We start from the raw sequence: 16095 nt of genomic DNA, 5'->3' as shown, positions 1-16095 counted from the left end.
GCGACAAGCCCCCACCGGGCCCGCACCCAACAACGGCGGGCCCGTTTTTAAGGGGCGCGGGGCTGTATCAATATGCGGCTCCGCCGCGCGGGCGCGACCAGCCACGACGGCGCCGCAGCCGAGCGACTACCTGCCCCGGCACAACCCCACCCGCCCCCACCGCCGCAGAGCTAACTCGCCTTCCGGTGATGGAACGGGTGCAGCAGATCCGACAGATGCCAGTGCCGCTGCTCACCAGCAGCCGCCTGCACAGGCACGTCGACAACCGCAGCCGCCCCCGCATCAACCCGCCGCTCACCATGCGGCACAGCATCCCGCGCGGAAGACACCTGCCCAGGCCGCATAATCCGAACGACGTGCCCCTCACAGTTGTGACAAGTGGGCCGGCTCAGCGGCGAGGGAACGACCACCCCGTCGGCGACGTACAGCACGAACTCGTGCCCCTCACCATCCCGGTGGTGCTCTATCTCGTACGACTGCTCCCAGCCATGCCCGCACCGCATGCAGGCGAAGGAGTACGACTCGTTCACGACCGCGCTCGCCCCGTCACGGAGGCCCATGCGCCCTGCGATCTCGCTCATACCAGCTCCTTCAGGTCCGCTGGTTGATCTGGGGGACGGGTACGTCTCCCACACCCCAGTGGACGCCTCTGGTGAGCGGAAAGCATCAGACCCTGTCGAGTGTTGAGGGCGATTTGGCGTTTCCTTACCAAATAAGCTCACGGCCCGGTCTTGACTTTGCCTTCGGGCACACCGTTTTGCCCGCCGGTGGGGCGCGCGCTCAGAGGAGATGCGCCCTGCTCAGAGGGGTTATGACCCCCCTCACACCGCGCCGCGCGCCCCCGCGTCAGGACCCGCGTTCTTCGCAGCCACAACGGCGTCGAACACCTCCCGCTTGGGCAGTCCCGCGTCCGCGGCGACCGCGGCGATGGCCTCTTTGCGCCGCTCCCCCGCTTCCTCCCGCACCCGCACCCGGCGCACCAGCTCGGCCGCGTCGAGTTCCTCGGCCCCCTTGTCGGGGGCGCCCTCGACGACGACGGTGATCTCGCCGCGCACCCCGTCGGCGGCCCACGCGGCCAGCGCGCCGAGCCCGCCCCGCTTGACCTCCTCGTAGGTCTTGGTCAGCTCGCGGCAGACGGCGGCCCGCCGGTCGGCGCCGAAGACCTCGGCCATCGCGGCGAGGGTGTCGTCGAGCCGGTGCGGGGCCTCGAAGTAGACGAGGGTGCGGCGCTCCCCGGCGACCTCGCGCAGCCGGGTGAGGCGTTCGCCGCCCTTGCGGGGCAGGAAGCCCTCGAAGCAGAACCGGTCGACGGGCAGCCCGGACAGCGCGAGCGCGGTGAGCACGGCGGACGGGCCGGGCACGGCGGTGACCTTGATGTCCTGCTCGACGGCGGCCGCGACCAGCCGGTACCCGGGGTCGGAGACGGAGGGCATCCCGGCGTCGGTGACGAGCAACACCCGGGCGCCGCCGACGAGTTCCTCGACCAGCTCGGGGGTGCGGGCGGCCTCGTTGCCCTCGAAGTAGGAGACGATCCGGCCCCGGGGCGTGACGCCGAGGGCCTGGGTGAGGCGGCGCAGCCGCCGGGTGTCCTCGGCGGCGACGACGTCGGCGCCCGCGAGTTCCTGGGCGAGCCGGGGCGGGGCGTCGGCGGTGTCGCCGATGGGGGTGCCTGCGAGGACGAGGGTTCCAGTCACGCCGTCCATCCTCCCAGCCGCACTCCGCGCCGGACGCATCCGCCCATGCACGGGACTCACACAGCGCCGTTCCCTACGATGGCGCGGTGACCAGTACCGCGTCCTCCACGGACACCCGGCAGGGCCAGACCTCGCACGAACAGCCGCCGTCCTCCTGGCAGCAGCGGCTGCGCCGTTTCGGCTATCCGGCCCGGAAAACCGAGGCTGACGTGCGGGAACGTCTGGTGCCGCCGTATGTGGCGCCGAACCCGCGGCTCTGGCAGGCGATCGGGGTGCCGCCCCTGCTGGCGGAGCGGATCACGCGCTGGTCCGGCTGGATCGGGCCCCTCCTGGTGACGTTGGTCGCGGGCCTGATGCGGTTCTGGAACCTGGGCAGCCCGAAGGCGGTGATATTCGACGAGACGTACTACGCGAAGGACGCGTGGGCCCTCGTCCACCGCGGTTTCGAGGTCAACTGGGACAAGAACGCCAACGATCTGATCCTCTCCGGCGCCCATGTGACGATCCCCACGGACGCCGCGTACGTGGTGCATCCGCCGGTCGGCAAGTACGTGATCGGGCTCGGGGAGCTGCTGTTCGGGTTCGATCCGTTCGGCTGGCGGTTCATGACGGCGGTGCTCGGCACGTTGTCGGTGCTGCTGCTGTGCCGGATCGGGCGCCGGCTGTTCCGGTCCACGTTCCTGGGCTGTCTGGCCGGTGCGCTGATGACCGTCGACGGGCTGCACTTCGTGATGAGCCGCACCGCGCTGCTCGACGGGGTGCTGATGTTCTTCGTGCTGGCCGCGTTCGGCTGTCTGGTCGTCGACCGCGACCGGGCCCGCGAACGCCTCGCCGCCGCGCTGCCGGTCGACGCCGACGGGCGGGCCCACGCCGATGTGCGGGTCGCGCAGGACACCCGGTTCGGCTGGCGGCCGTGGCGCTGGTCGGCGGGGCTGCTGCTCGGGCTCGCGCTCGGCACGAAGTGGAACGCCCTGTACTTCCTGGCGGCGTTCTGCCTGCTGGCCGTCCTGTGGGACGTCTCCGCACGCCGGGTCGCCGGGGCCGGGCGCCCGTATCTGGCGGTGCTCAGGCACGACCTGGGCCTCGGCTTCCTGGCCACCGTGCCGGTCGCGGTCGTCACCTACCTGGTCTCCTGGACGGGCTGGATTCTCTCCCCGGCCGACGGCACCGGCGGCTACTTCCGCAACTGGGCCGCGACCGACGGCAAGGGCGGCAGCTGGACCTGGCTGCTGCCCGACTGGCTGCGCAGCCTGTGGCACTACGAGCACGAGGTGTACAAGTTCCACGTCGGGCTCTCCCAGCCGCACACCTACATGTCCAACCCGTGGAGCTGGATCGTCGACGGCCGCCCCGTCTCCTACTTCTACGAGTCCCCCGCCCCCGGCGCCGACGGCTGCCCGGCCGACGCCGGTGAGAAGTGCGCCCGCGAGGTCCTCGCCATCGGCACGCCGCTGCTGTGGTGGGTCGCCGGCTTCGCGGTGCTGTACGTGCTGTGGCGCTGGCTGCTGCGCCGGGACTGGCGGGCGGGCGCCATCGCGTGCGGGGTCGCGGCCGGGTATCTGCCCTGGTTCCTCTACCAGGAGCGGACGATCTTCTTCTTCTACGCCGTGGTCTTCCTGCCGTTCCTCTGTCTGGCGGTGGCGATGCTGCTGGGCGCGCTCATCGGCCCGCCCGGCGCGAGCGACACCCGCCGGGTGGCCGGTGCGACCGGCGCGGGTGTGCTCGTTCTGCTGATCGCGTGGAACTTCATCTACTTCTGGCCCCTCTACACAGGTACGGCGATCCCGATCGACGACTGGCGCTCCCGCATGTGGCTGGACACATGGGTGTAGCCGGACCCGTGGGGACGGCCGGGCCCGCTGAACGTTCTTCGTGCTCCCGACGCTCTTGACTCTCTTGACGCTCTTGGAAATCGCCCAACTCCGCACCGTCCGCCTCCGCCGGTCGCTTTAACGATCGGGAAACACCGTCCCCACAGGCACCGCACAGCGCGTACTGTGCACCTGCGGACACTTTCTGAACACGTTCAGAACTGCTGGCCCGCAGGACAGCCGACGGGGGCGAAAGGGGAGGCCTGATGGGCCGGGGGATAAAGATCGCGGCGATCAGCAGCGTGTGCGCGGTGATGGTGGGCGGCGCCGGATACGGCGCCTACAACGTCGTCTCCGCGCTGAGCAACGGCTCGGACGGCACCGAGACGGTCAGGACCGGGCCGCCGAGCGGCACCGAGGTCAAGGAGGCGTCGGCCAGGTTCTTCGCGGCGTGGGAGAAGGGCGACGGCGCCGAGGCGGCCACGCTCACCACCGACCAGGCCGGCGCCGAGCCGCTGCTCACCTCCTACGCCACCGTCGCCCACATCAAGGACGTGAAGATCACGCCGGGCACCGCGACCGGGGCGACCGTGCCGTTCTCAGTGAAGGCGACGGTGTCCTACGAGGGCGCGTCCCAACCGCTCGCCTACAAGAGCGAGTTGACGATCGTGCGCGGGGAGACCACCGGGCGGGCGCTGGTCGAGTGGCAGCCGTCGGTCATCCATCCGAAGCTGGCCAAGGGCGACACCCTGTTCACCGGCAAGGCCGCGAACCCGCCGATCGACGCCGTCGACCGCGACGGCACCGTCCTGACGAAGGACAAGTACCCCTCGCTGGGCCCGATCCTGGACGAGCTGCGCGCCAAGTACGGTGACACGGCGGGCGGTTCACCCGGCATCGAGCTGTCCGTGCATCACGCGGAGGCGAGTTCGGCGGACACCACACTCGTCACGCTGACCAAGGGCAAGGCGGGCAAGCTGCGCACGACGCTGAGCGCGCCGGTGCAGGCGGCGGCCGAGGCGTCGGTGAAGAAGTACACGGAGTCGTCCGTGGTCGCCGTCCAGCCCAGCAGCGGCGAGATCCTCGCGGTCGCCAACCATCGCGAGGACGGCTTCAACGCGGCCTTCCTCGGCCAGCTCGCGCCGGGCTCCACGATGAAGATCATCAGCGCGGCGACGTTCATCGACAACGGTCTGACCACGATGAACGGACCGGCGACCTGCCCGGCGGAAGCGGTGTGGCAGAGCCAGACGTTCCACAATCTGGAGGGCATGGAGCCGGACCAGGACGCGACCCTCGCGGAGAGCTTCGCGCGCTCCTGCAACACGGCGTTCGTGAAGTTCGCCGACGATGTGCAGGTGGACTCGCTCACCAAGGAGGCCGAGGACCGCTTCGGGCTCGGCCGGGACAACTGGAAGACCGGCATCCCGTCCTTCGACGGCTCGGTCCCCGCGTCCGGCGGCCCGGACACCGCGGCCAACCTGATCGGCCAGGGCCAGGTCCAGATGAACCCGCTGAACATGGCGTCGGTGACGGCGACCGCGATGACCGGCACCTTCCGGCAGCCGGTGCTGGTCTCCGCGAAGCTCGACGACCGTGAACTCGCCACCGCCAAGGGCCTGTCGGCAGGCACCGTCCAGCAGCTGCGCTCGATGATGAACCGCACGGCGACCAGCGGCACCGCCGCCCAGGTGATGTCCGGGCTCGGCGGCAGCATCGGCGCGAAGACCGGCTCCGCCGAGGTCGACGGCCAGACCAAGTCCAACAGCTGGTTCACCGGGTACCGCGACGACGTCTCGGCCGCCGCGATGACCCAGGACGGCGGCCATGGCGTCGACGCGGCCGGTCCGATTGTCGCAGCTGTGCTACGAGCGGGTGGCTGAAGTCCCTTGCGCGCGAAGGGACTCTAGGCTGGGGGACGTCGTTGTGTCCGCGAAGGGCAACGCGATGTGACGGGGCCCTTGGGGATTGCGCGGAGGATTCGGAAGCTGTGGGCAAGAGAGGACGCGTCGCCGAGCGGCGCAAGGCCGGACCCGCTGTGGTCGGCGGAGCGATCGCGGCGGTCGTCGTCGGCGGCGGCTTCGGCGCCTACGCGCTGCTGGGCGGCTCGGAGACCGACGACGGCGGTTCGGCGACGACGCTGTCCGACCAGAAGCCGGTGAAGACCGGGCCGCTGTCGGCGACCGAAGTCACCTCCACCGCAGGTGAGTTCCTCACCGCCTGGCAGTCCGGCAAGGTGACCGCGGCCGCCGACGCCACCGACGACACCGAGGCGGCCAGGACCCTGCTCACCGGCTTCACCAAGGACGCCCACATCACCGCCGTCACCCTCACCGCGGGCACCCGCAGCGGCGGCAAGGTGCCGTTCTCGGTCAAGGGCACGGTCGACTACAAGGGCGTCAAGAAGCCGCTGGCGTACGACAGTTCACTGACCGTCGTACGCCGGGCCGACGACGGTGAACCGGTCGTCTCCTGGCACTCCTCGGTCGTCCACCCCGATCTCAAGGACGGCGACACCCTGGTCACCGGCGCGTCCGGGACCCCGCCGGTGAAGGCGTTCGACCGGGAGGGCGGCGAGCTGACGACCGCCAAGTACCCTTCCCTGGGGCCGGTGTTGGACGGGCTGCGGGAGAAGTACGGCAAGACGGCGGGCGGCGCGGCCGGTGTGGAGCTGCGGGTGGTGCGCGGCAAGGCGTCGGCGAAGTCGAAGCTGTCGGACAAGACGCTGCTCGAACTGAGCAAGGGCACGCCCGGCTCGGTGAAGACGACGCTCAGCCCGACGCTCCAGGCCGCCGCCGAGCAGAAGGTCGCCGACCGTTCCTCTGCGTCCGTGGCGGTGGTGCGGCCCTCGACCGGCGAGATCCTCGCCGCCGCGAACTCCTCGAAGGGCTTCAACGTCGCCTTCCAGGGCTCCCTGGCCCCCGGTTCGACGATGAAGGTCATCACGTCGTCGCTGCTGATCGAGAAGGGTCTCGCCAGCGCGGACAAGGCGCACCCGTGCCCGAAGACGTTCACGTACGGCGGGTGGAAGTTCCACAACGACGACGACTTCGAGATCAAGGGCGGCACCTTCAAGGCCAGCTTCGCCCGCTCCTGCAACACCGCCTTCATCAGCCAGGCCAAGAAGCTCTCCGACGACGACCTCACCCAGCAGGCCCAGCAGGTCTTCGGGCTGTCCAGGAACGACTGGGCGATCGGCGTCCCGTCCTTCGACGGCTCGGTGCCGGTGCAGTCGGCGGCCCAGAAGGCGGCCTCGCTGATCGGGCAGGGCGGGGTCCGGATGAACCCCCTGAACATGGCGTCCGTGTCGGCGACCATCAAGAACGGCACCTTCCACCAGCCCTACCTGGTCTCCCCCGACCTCGACCACCGCACGCTGGCGAAGGCGCAGCGGACGCTGTCCTCGTCGGCGTTGTCGCAGGTGCGGGAGCTGATGAGCTACACGGCCGGATACGGCACGGCCGCCGAGGCGATGGCGGGGCTCGGCCCGGACTACGGGGCGAAGACGGGCTCGGCCGAGGTCGACAACCAGAAGAAGCCGAACGGCTGGTTCACCGCCTACCGGGGTGATCTCGCGGCGGCCGGTGTCGTGCAGGCGGGCGGCCACGGCGGTGACACGGCGGGCCCGATCGTGGCCGCGCTCCTCAAGATGGGCGGCTGAGGCCCGCCGCCCGGGAGAGCGGGGCGGTCAGCCGGCCACCGGCGCGGCCGTGTACGTGCGCCGCAGGAACCGCAGCAGGGTCTTCGTCTCGAACTGGACGACGGCGACCCCGTGCGCGGAGTGGAACTCCACCACCGCCTGCACCCGCCCGCACGGCCACACCCGCACCTCGCCGTCGCCGGCCGGTGCCCGCAGCCCCTGTTCGAGCAGGGAGCGGGAGAACGTCCACTCGTGCGGGCCCGGGAGTCCGATCCGCACCGCGCGGGGGTCGGCGTCGGGGTCGTAGCGCAGCACGACCGGCACCGCGTCGCCGTCGGTCGGCTCGTCCGCCTCCGTGACGATGTGGGCACGTGCGTACTGCTCGACTACGGACATCTGACAGCCCCTATACGCTCAGTGACCTGTGTGGAATCTGTGCATCCGGCTTCTCTCCAATGTCCCACATTTCCCGGATCACGCCCTCTGACCCCGGACGTTCTCCCTTCCGCCCCGGGTTTCACGAAAAATCCGCCTTCCGGGGACGCGACGTCGGTGACTCTCACTCCTTCCCCGACAATGGGCGGGTGACGCACCACCCCGAGGACATCGAACCGCCGCTCCTGGACGACCAGTTGTGCTTCGCGCTGTACGCGGCGCAGCGTGCCGTGACCGCCGCCTACCGTCCCCTCCTCGACGACCTCGGCCTCACCTACCCGCAGTACCTCGTCCTGCTCGTCCTGTGGGAGCGCGGCGAGACCACGGTGAAGGAGCTGGCCGAGGCGCTGCGCCTGGACTACGGCACGGTGTCGCCGCTGCTGAAACGGCTGGAGAGCGCGGGTCTGGTCCGCCGGGAGCGGTCCGGCCACGACGAGCGCTCGGTCACGGTCACGTGCACGCGTCGCGCCGACGAGCTGCGGGGCCGGGCGGCGGCCGTGCCGGGCGCGCTCCAGGAGGCGACGGGTCTGGACGGGGCCCGGGTGGCGCGGCTGCGCGGAGAGCTGCGGGATCTGGCGGACCGGGCGGCCCGGGCCCGCGCGAGCCACGCGGAACGCGGCACACACGCGTGAAGCCCGCCCCGCTTCTCGCGGGACGGGCTTCACTGTGGAGCGCCGGGCAGGCCTTGCACCTGCATCTCCCCGCAGGAAGCGGGGCGTCTTTCCTTGGACCACCAACGCACAACCAGTCAGCGGCAGTTGCGGTGACCGGCTCAAGATCAATCATAGCCCACGCCCAGGGTCGCCGACGCCACGCCGGAGCCCGCCCGAAAGCCCGCCCGGCGGTTCGCGCACTGAAGAGGGGAACGCCGGGGCAGTCTTCCCCCATGCGTACGCCACCCGCGCCCCACGTGCCCCCGGGCTACCGCGGCCGCCCCCCGACGGCGGCCGACGCCGCTGCCCTGCACGCCCTGCTGGCGACCTGCGAGCAGCAGTCCCCGGGCGGCGGCCCGACCACCCTCGACGGCATCGCGGCCCAACTGGACCGCCTGGCAAGGGAATCCGGGGCAACGGCGGTGCTGGTGCACGCCGCTGACGGGGAGCTGGCGGCCTGGGCATGGGCGCACGGTCACCGTGCGGCGGTCGATGTGCACCCCGGTCACCGGGGCCGGGGTCTTGGCGCGTCCCTGCTGGCGTGGGCCGAGGGGCGGGCCCGGCAGGGGGGCGCGGACCGGCTCGCCCAGACCGTCTCCGACGCCGACCCGGCGGCGGGCGCCCTGCTGCGGGCGACCGGATACGCCCCGCTGGTCACGGAGTGGCTGTTGGAGATCGCCCTCGACGCCGCCCCCGAGGTCCCCGAGCCACCGACCGGCGTGACGGTACGGCCGTTCCGGGCGGGCGACGCGCACGCGGCGCACCTGCTCACCGAGGACGCGTTCGACGAGTGGCAGCACCGCCGGAAGCCCTATGCCGAGTGGGCCGAACACAACGTGGAGCGGGCGTCGTTCGCGCCGGGGGCGTCGCCGTGCGCGTTCGTCGGGGACCAACTGGTGGGCGTGGTGCTGTCGTTGGACGTGCCGGGCGGCGACGAGGGGTACGTGGAGCGGGTCGCGGTACGCCGGGACCAGCGCGACCGGGGGATCGCCCGGGTCCTGCTCCGGTCGGCGTTCCAGGCCTTCTACCGTCAGGGCAAGGGGAGTTGCACACTGGTGACGCACTCGGACACGGGGGCGCTGCCGCTGTACGAACGGCTCGGCATGCGGGTACGCCACAGCTCGACGGTGTACGGAAAGCCGTTGATCGAGCCGATCGAGCCGATCGAGCCGGACGAGCCGGAGCGCACCGGCGAGGGTGCGGCGAGCGGCGCGGGTGTTCCCTGACGGTGAGCCCCCGGCGTCGGGGTGCGCGCCCCGTTCGCCGCCGCGCGCCCCTGATGTGCTCGGGCACGCCCCTGACGTGCGCAGCGTGAGCACTGGTGTGCCCGGTCCGCCCCCTGGTGTGCTGAGACCTGCCGCCGGCTGCTTCCGCTTCCGCCCCCCTGCCCGCTCCACCCCTACCTACTGGCCAGTACCTTGTGCGCGATGAACTAGTGCACACCTTTCCCGGGGGAGGCCGGACATGACCGACGAGACAACCGTCGACACCCGTCCCACGAAGATCACGTATGTCGCCGAGGCGACCGCGCACGGCGGCCGGAACGGCTTTGTCACCAGCCAGGACGGGCAACTCGCGCTGAGAGTGGCGATGCCCCCGCAGCTGGGCGGCGACGGCAACGGCACCAACCCGGAGCAGCTGTTCGCCGCCGGGTACAGCTCCTGCTTCCACAACGCGCTGGTGCTGGTCGGGCGCCGGGCGGGGTACGACCTGACCGGGTCCACGGTGGCCGCGAAGGTCGGGATCGGACCGAACGGGCAGCAAGGGTACGGCCTCGCCGTCGCCCTCAGCGTCGCGCTGCCGGTGCTGGACGCGACCGTCGCGGGGCAGCTGGTCGACGCCGCGCACGCGGTGTGCCCGTACTCGAACGCCACCCGCGGCAACATCGACGTAACGATCCTGTTGGGCTAGGGACACCTGGGAATCGCAGGATGGGGGTGAGTGTTGACCTCGAAGTCGTAAGTGCGGTGGCAGGTGGAAGGACGTGGCGGCGTGGACGTGAACGGCGTGGTGGCCGGAGGTTTTGAACCGGTCAGGGACGCGTTCGCGCGGAACTTCACGGCGCTCGGGGACCGGGGCGCGGCCGTCGCCGTCTACCGGGACGGCCACCGGGTGGTCGATCTGTGGGCGGGCACCAAGGACGTCGACGGCGCCGAGCCGTGGGAGCGGGGGACCGCGCAGATCGTGCGCTCGGCGACCAAGGGCGTCGCCGCCGCCGTTCTCCTGCTGCTGCACCAGCGCGGCGAACTGGACCTGGACGCGCCGGTGGGGGCGTACTGGCCGGAGTTCAAGGCGGCGGGCAAGGAGCGGACGCGGGTCTGGCAGCTGCTCGCCCACCGGGCCGGCGTGCCCGCCCTCGACACCCCGCTGACCCCGGCGCAGGCGGCCGACCCGGCGCTGGGTGCCGAGGCGGTGGCGGCCCAGTCCCCGGCCTGGGAGCCCGGCACCGCGCACGGCTACCACGCCCAGACGTACAGCTGGCTGACCGGCGAACTGGTCCGGCGGGTCACCGGTGGCCGCACGGTCGGTGAGCTGATCGCGACGGACATCGCGGGGCCTCTCGCGGCGGACGTGTGGCTGGGGCTGCCCGCCGCCGCGTCGGCCCGGGCGGGCCGGGTGGGCCCGGTGGAGCCCCCGGTGGCGCCCGGCGCCCTGAAGACGCGGCCCAAGCGTGCGGTCGCCGAGGCGTATGCCGACCCGGAGTCGTTGACCCGGCGCGCCTTCGCCGCGATCACGCCGGCGCCCGACGAGAACGACCCCGGCTACCGCGCCGCCGCCCTGCCCGCGTCCAACGGCATCGCCACGGCGGACGGGCTTGCCCGGTTCTACGCGTCCCTGATCGGTGAAGTGGACGGCGGGACACGGCTGTTCACGCCGGAGACGATGGAAGCGGCCCGCACGGAGCGCAGTGCGGGCGCCGACCGCGTCCTGATCGCCGGGACCCGTTTCGGCCTCGGCTACATGCTGCACTCCCCCGCGTCCCCGCTCCTCACCCCGGCGTCTTTCGGCCACCCCGGCCGAGGGGGCGCGCTGGCCTTCGCCGACCCGTCGACGGGCATCGCCTTCGCCTATGTGACCAACGGCTTCCGCAAGACGGTGACGGCGGACCCGAGGGCGCAGGCGCTGGTGGCGGCGGTGCGGGAGACCCTGACGGCACCATGAGGTACGTCACGGCAGGGCGCGCCGGAGGGGCGCAGCGGTCGCACGAACGGACGGGACAACACCCCACAGGCGAACGGCAGATCCGCACCGGCCACCGTCCAGAACAGGCGCTCTCCCCTCCCGCAGGGCGACCAAGCTCACCCTTCCCCCGCTCCGGGCCCCCTGGTAAAGATGGCTGAATTCCCACACATCGGAAGCCACCATGCCTGACCAGGACAACGACAACGACAACGCCCTCACCCCCTTCAGCATCGACCTGACCTTCGACGAGGCCCGGCGCCGGACCGAGGTCGTGGCCGCGCTCGGGCCCCACTGGGACCCGGTGGCCGCCCTGCGCGGCGAGGACGAGGCGTACGCGCTCCTCTACTCCAACCTCGACGCCGAGCAGCGGCGCACCTACGACATGCTGGTGGCGGCGGGTGTCCTGCCCGGGGAGGAGCCGGGCCGTGCGGCTGCCCATTGACCCGCACGCGGACCGTTCCCGGCGCGCCTGGCTGCCCTGCCCCGCCTGCGACGACGCCCGCCACTGCCCGACCTGCGCGGCCCGCCGCAACTGCGCCGTCCACTGGCGCTACCTCCTCGCCAACGACGGCCCGGTCCTCCACCTCCAGTGCCCGACCTGCACCCACACCTGGTCCCTCAACACCCGCCCGGACAAATGACGTTCAGCCGCAGTCGGCGTCGAGACCTGGTGCGCATCGCCGGGAAACCCGGTGGGCCGCTAGGGGCTGCTCCTAGGGTGTGGGCATGGTGGATGCGGTGGTCGGGGCGGTCTCGGGGATTCTGGTCGCCGGGATCGGCGCCTGGGGGTTGTTGCGGGCGCGGGCCGCGCCGGAGGCTCGGGTCGAGGTGGTCGACGTCGCGTTCCTCACCCGGGAGGACTTCGCCGAGTTCTCCGCCGAGGAGCGCGAGGCGTGGGGCTGGCGCGAGGACGCGGACCACATCCCGGCGGTACTGGACATCAAACTGCGCAACAGCGGCGGCCAGGTTGCCTACGTGCACGGGTTGACGCTGGATGTCACGCGGCGGTTGTCCGGGGTGCCGACTCCCCTTCCCCATCCGGCAGTTGAGGGGTTCGTCCCCAGGTCCGCCGATGACCGGCCGACCTATGCGGGTGCCGCTGTGGTCGCGGGAACGACGTTCACACCGGGTGGGCCCTTCCCGCCCTCGACCGTGTACCGGATGACCTCGGGGGAGATACTGCGCGTCGACGCGGGGCGACCGGGCACGAACGGCGTGAAACGCCTGTCGCAGGTGTTGGGCCCCGGTGCGGTGGACCGCTTCTGCGTCGCGATCCATCAGGACGACGAGCCCTACGGCCCGCTGGGGTTCCTGCGGCTGCGCGCGGAAATCTCCTACAACGCGGTGCGCTCGGCGAAGTTCGGCCGGGAGGTGTCCTCACCGCTGTTCCGCCGCCCGGAGTGGGAGCGGGTCGCGGTGGTCCGCGAACGTCTGCTGCGGGACACCGCCTACCTCGTCGAGCGGCTTCCGTCGCCAGAGCAGGACGAGTTCCGCCTCCCGGCCTGGCGAAACACGGTCGGGCGCTACCTCGATGCGTACGAGAGGCACCTCGATGCGGGCGTCGCCTTCTACGCGCAGGCGGGCCAGGACACCGACCCGGAGGTGGCCCGCATGAACGAGTCCCTCGCCGAACTCCCCGCACTCCGGCTGGAATTGGAGATCCCCCGGCAGCTGACCCGGCCCTCGCCCTGGGCCACCCGCTCCGGTGAGGACACCCCCGCCTGACAGCCCCGGTCGGCCTGTGCCGAATCGGCCCGCCCCGCCTCAGCCGCAGTCCGAGGTGATCGAGGCAACCCGGCGACCGTCCAGTTCCGCGTTGCCGACGTGGTCGATCTCCTGTTCGTCACCGGCGAAGTCGGGGCGGTCGTTGAGGCGGACGATGCAGCCGAAGTCGTCGGGGAGGGGGCTGCGGGCGGAGCGCGGGTGGATGGGCGGTTCGATGTCGTCCCGGTCGGGGAAGCGGAACCCTTCGCTCGTCACGTGCGCGTCCTCGGCGAAGAGCAGCCGCCCGGTCTGGTGCGGCCCCTCCCAGAGGCAGAAGTACCCCCGCTCGCACCGAAGCGCACGGTCCCCGGTGTCGGCATGGGTGGCCGGAGCGGCGGTCGCGGCCATGCCGAGGGCGGCGGTGGCGGCGAGGGCGAGGCGGACAAGGCGAGGACTCACGGAAAGCTCCGTTCAGCAGAACGCGGGGGAATGCGGGGGAATATGCGGGCACCGGCGGCTGACCACCGCAGGCCGACATGCGCGCGGCCCCCGGGAATGCGGGGGACGACTCCCCGGGGACCACGCCGCTCAATTCAGTTCGGGTCGGACCAGGAGACCAGGCGGGCCGGAATGACCGGAATGACCGGGACACGAATTCCGGGACCTGAATGCTCGGCTTCCGAAACTGCCGCACGACTTCAGCGTGGCAGCCCCACGGCTGGTCGAGCCATCCCCCTAAAGGGTGGATCGGGAAATGCCCCGTTACCGGTACTGAAAGGACGTCAGGTCGCTGTGATGCCGGTGGAGGAGCTGTTCGTGGGCGTCGCTGAAGAGGTCCCGCCCCCTGCCCGGGGCGACGCCGGTCGGGTCGTCGTCGGCCGGACGCGGGGCCGGGAGGGGCGCCGGGCCGGGGTGGCCGAGAGCGCCGAGGAGGCGAGCGAGGGCCTGGTCGCGAGCGGACGCCGGACCGGTCAACTCCTCGTGGCTGAGCGAGCAGACGGCCGGGTGCCGCAGGAGCCACTGTCCACGGCCACCCAAAACCCAAGGCCACCCAGGGGCGCGGGGAACTGCGCGACCAGCCACAACGGCCCCGCACCCAAAACCCAAGCCCACCCCCACCCCCCAGGGGCGCGGGGAACCGCGCGCCCAACCACAACGGACCGTCACCCAAAACCCAAGCCCACCCCCACCCCCCCCAGGGGCGCGGGGAACTGCGCGACCAGCCACGACGGACCGTCACCCAAAACTCAAGCCGCACCCCCATCCCCCCCCAGGGGCGCGGGGAACTGCGCATCCCTTCACGCCCTCGGCCGGCTGACGAGGCTCAGGGAAAACCACCCGCACGGCAGCCAGCCAGAAAGCCCCCCCAACCCCCCACCCCGGCAGGGGCCAGCACGCCTACCCCGCCCGCAACATCAACCCGATCCCCGCCACCAACAACACCGCCGCAGCAATCCTCGGCGCCCCGAACCGCTCCTTGAAGAAAATCGCCCCGATAGCCGCACCAACGATGATGGACGACTCCCGCAACGCCGAAACAGGAGCCAGATCAGCCTTGGTCTGCGCCCAAAGAACCAGCCCATAAGCGAGCACGGACAACGCCGCCCCACCAAACCCAAGCACGGCGAACGGCCGCACCGCAGACAGCAGTTCACCTCCCATACGCGAGTATGCATAGACGGGAACGGCAAGCCCCTCGACAACCATCAGCCACCCGATGTACCCGAGCGCGGTACCGGACGCCCGAACCCCGAGCCCATCGACAACGGTGTACGCGGCGATAGTGACCCCCGTCGCCAACGCGGCAATGATCGCCGCCCAGTTGGGCCGCCGCCCCCGCATCCCCCACAGCGCGACCCCCGCAAGCCCGGTGCAGGAGAGGCAAATCCCCGCCGCAGCCCAGCCGTTGGGCACCTCATGGGCGAACGCCGCCGCCAGCACCGTCACGATCAGAGGTGCCGTACCCCGGGCGATCGGATAGGCCTGCCCGAAGTCGCCGAGCTTGAACGACCGCATGAGCAGCAGGTAGTAGGCGACATGGATGACGCCGGACACCACCAGGTACGGCCACGCCCCGGCCGCCGGGAACGCCGTGAACGGCACCAGCGCGAGCCCGATCAGCACCCCGCCACCGGATATCAGCGTGAACCCGACGAGTTTGTCGGTGATTTGGTGGGCGATGGCGTTCCAGCTGGCGTGGGTGACGGCGGCGAGCAGAACGGCGGCGGCGACCAACGGCGTCACGAGGTGCCCTCGCGCACGTCCACGAGGATGGCGCCGGCCCGCACGACGAGGTCCTCCGGGGCGATCGGGAAGACGCTGAACGGCGTTCCGGCCGCCGCCCACACCACGTCGTGCGCCAACAGGGAACGGTCGGCAAGCACCCGCGTCCGCGTGACGTGCCCGAAGGGCGGAACTCCGCCGATGGCGTACCCGGTCGCCTCCCGCACGACGTCCGCCTTGGCCCGCGTCACCTTCGCGGCGCCCAACTCGGCCCGCACCAGGTCGACATCGACCCGCGAGGCGCCGTCCATCAGTACCAGCACGGGCACCCCGTCGGCCGCGAAGATCAGCGACTTGCAGATCTGGCTCAGCTCGCACCCGACGGCAGCGGCGGCCTCGGCCGCGGTCCGGGTCGCCTCCGGGAACCGCCGGACATGGGTGAGCAGGTCATCGAGGCCCTGCGCCCGGAGGGCCTCGGCGAAACGGGGGTGCGCGGCGGTGTCGTTCGTCATGCCCCGCACGCTAGCCGCGCCCCCGGGCGGCCCGCGACCGGGTTGACGGGCGGACGGCGCGATCCGGGGCGCCGGACGCCCCGGGACCGCCGTTCCACCCCTGGGCGGGAGCGCAGAAACATCACTTCTCGCGTAACCGGGTGAACCCGCCGCGCCTGTCCTGCCGCGCCCGGCCGCACCCGGGTTGACTGCCGGGTGATCCGGCGCCGAAGCGGCGCATCCCACAGTTCCGGTCAGCAG

17 protein-coding genes are annotated in these 16095 nt (G+C 71.6%); 10 read left to right on the top strand and 7 right to left on the bottom strand.

What is annotated here, in order from left to right:
- Positions 1 to 170 precede the first annotated feature (170 nt).
- On the bottom strand, positions 171 to 581 hold the full coding sequence (locus ACIQOU_RS17920; RefSeq protein WP_401537674.1) for a hypothetical protein: 411 nt from the start codon (positions 579 to 581) through the stop codon (positions 171 to 173).
- A gap of 240 nt (positions 582 to 821) precedes the next feature.
- Positions 822 to 1694 carry a 16S rRNA (cytidine(1402)-2'-O)-methyltransferase gene (rsmI, locus tag ACIQOU_RS17915; RefSeq protein ID WP_401537673.1) on the bottom strand — a complete coding sequence of 291 codons (873 nt, stop codon included), beginning with the start codon at positions 1692 to 1694 and terminating at the stop codon, positions 822 to 824.
- Positions 1695 to 1780: 86 nt separating this feature from the next.
- On the opposite strand from rsmI, the gene ACIQOU_RS17910 reads away from it, so the two are divergent.
- The 3 genes from ACIQOU_RS17910 to ACIQOU_RS17900 all read left to right on the top strand — a co-directional run bounded on the left by ACIQOU_RS17910 (position 1781) and on the right by ACIQOU_RS17900 (position 7166).
- Positions 1781 to 3526 (top strand): dolichyl-phosphate-mannose--protein mannosyltransferase, encoded by a 1746-nt coding sequence (locus tag ACIQOU_RS17910; protein ID WP_401537672.1) that lies wholly within the window; start codon positions 1781 to 1783, stop codon positions 3524 to 3526.
- A 245-nt stretch (positions 3527 to 3771) separates the two neighbouring features.
- Entirely contained in the window at positions 3772 to 5388 is a 1617-nt protein-coding gene (locus ACIQOU_RS17905) for a penicillin-binding transpeptidase domain-containing protein (protein ID WP_401537671.1), read from the top strand.
- A gap of 107 nt (positions 5389 to 5495) precedes the next feature.
- On the top strand, positions 5496 to 7166 hold the full coding sequence (locus ACIQOU_RS17900) for a penicillin-binding transpeptidase domain-containing protein (RefSeq protein ID WP_401537670.1): 1671 nt from the start codon (positions 5496 to 5498) through the stop codon (positions 7164 to 7166).
- 27 nt (positions 7167 to 7193) lie between these two features.
- Here the strand turns inward: ACIQOU_RS17900 and ACIQOU_RS17895 are convergent, their stop codons facing one another.
- Positions 7194 to 7541 (bottom strand): SsgA family sporulation/cell division regulator, encoded by a 348-nt coding sequence (locus ACIQOU_RS17895; RefSeq protein ID WP_401537669.1) that lies wholly within the window; start codon positions 7539 to 7541, stop codon positions 7194 to 7196.
- 188 nt (positions 7542 to 7729) lie between these two features.
- On the opposite strand from ACIQOU_RS17895, the gene ACIQOU_RS17890 reads away from it, so the two are divergent.
- The 7 genes from ACIQOU_RS17890 to ACIQOU_RS17860 all read left to right on the top strand — a co-directional run bounded on the left by ACIQOU_RS17890 (position 7730) and on the right by ACIQOU_RS17860 (position 13141).
- Complete coding sequence (locus ACIQOU_RS17890) at positions 7730 to 8212, top strand: MarR family winged helix-turn-helix transcriptional regulator (protein ID WP_401537668.1); 483 nt, start codon at positions 7730 to 7732, stop codon at positions 8210 to 8212.
- Positions 8213 to 8466: 254 nt separating this feature from the next.
- Positions 8467 to 9459, top strand: coding sequence for a GNAT family N-acetyltransferase (locus ACIQOU_RS17885; RefSeq protein WP_401537667.1), 993 nt, complete (start codon positions 8467 to 8469; stop codon positions 9457 to 9459).
- Positions 9460 to 9697: 238 nt separating this feature from the next.
- Positions 9698 to 10144 carry an organic hydroperoxide resistance protein gene (locus tag ACIQOU_RS17880; protein ID WP_401537666.1) on the top strand — a complete coding sequence of 149 codons (447 nt, stop codon included), beginning with the start codon at positions 9698 to 9700 and terminating at the stop codon, positions 10142 to 10144.
- 81 nt (positions 10145 to 10225) lie between these two features.
- The gene (locus tag ACIQOU_RS17875; RefSeq protein WP_401537665.1) at positions 10226 to 11395 is read left to right on the top strand and encodes a serine hydrolase domain-containing protein; all 1170 of its coding nucleotides are present in this window, start codon (positions 10226 to 10228) and stop codon (positions 11393 to 11395) included.
- 202 nt (positions 11396 to 11597) lie between these two features.
- Positions 11598 to 11858, top strand: a complete 261-nt coding sequence (locus tag ACIQOU_RS17870; RefSeq protein ID WP_401537664.1) for a DUF6400 family protein — start codon at positions 11598 to 11600, stop codon at positions 11856 to 11858.
- Complete coding sequence (locus tag ACIQOU_RS17865) at positions 11842 to 12057, top strand: hypothetical protein (RefSeq protein WP_401537663.1); 216 nt, start codon at positions 11842 to 11844, stop codon at positions 12055 to 12057. Before ACIQOU_RS17870 ends, ACIQOU_RS17865 begins: the two co-directional genes overlap by 17 nt.
- 85 nt (positions 12058 to 12142) lie before the next feature.
- Positions 12143 to 13141: a hypothetical protein gene (locus ACIQOU_RS17860; protein ID WP_401537662.1), complete on the top strand. Its 999-nt coding sequence runs from the start codon at positions 12143 to 12145 to the stop codon at positions 13139 to 13141.
- Positions 13142 to 13180: 39 nt separating this feature from the next.
- Here ACIQOU_RS17860 and ACIQOU_RS17855 read toward each other — a convergent pair whose 3' ends face one another.
- The 4 genes from ACIQOU_RS17855 to ACIQOU_RS17840 form a co-directional block, all read right to left on the bottom strand.
- On the bottom strand, positions 13181 to 13579 hold the full coding sequence (locus ACIQOU_RS17855; RefSeq protein ID WP_401537661.1) for a peptidase inhibitor family I36 protein: 399 nt from the start codon (positions 13577 to 13579) through the stop codon (positions 13181 to 13183).
- Positions 13580 to 13882: 303 nt separating this feature from the next.
- A complete protein-coding gene (locus ACIQOU_RS17850; RefSeq protein WP_401537660.1) occupies positions 13883 to 14158 on the bottom strand; it encodes a hypothetical protein in 276 nt (91 codons plus the stop codon).
- Positions 14159 to 14518: 360 nt separating this feature from the next.
- On the bottom strand, positions 14519 to 15364 hold the full coding sequence (locus tag ACIQOU_RS17845; RefSeq protein WP_401537659.1) for an EamA family transporter: 846 nt from the start codon (positions 15362 to 15364) through the stop codon (positions 14519 to 14521).
- Positions 15361 to 15855, bottom strand: a complete 495-nt coding sequence (locus ACIQOU_RS17840; protein WP_401537658.1) for a YbaK/EbsC family protein — start codon at positions 15853 to 15855, stop codon at positions 15361 to 15363. Before ACIQOU_RS17840 ends, ACIQOU_RS17845 begins: the two co-directional genes overlap by 4 nt.
- Positions 15856 to 16095: the final 240 nt, after the last annotated feature.

Origin of the sequence: Streptomyces sp. NPDC091279, from assembly GCF_044757465.1 — a bacterium.
Taxonomy (GTDB): domain Bacteria; phylum Actinomycetota; class Actinomycetes; order Streptomycetales; family Streptomycetaceae; genus Streptomyces.
This window is presented reverse-complemented; position numbering and strand designations above follow the sequence as displayed.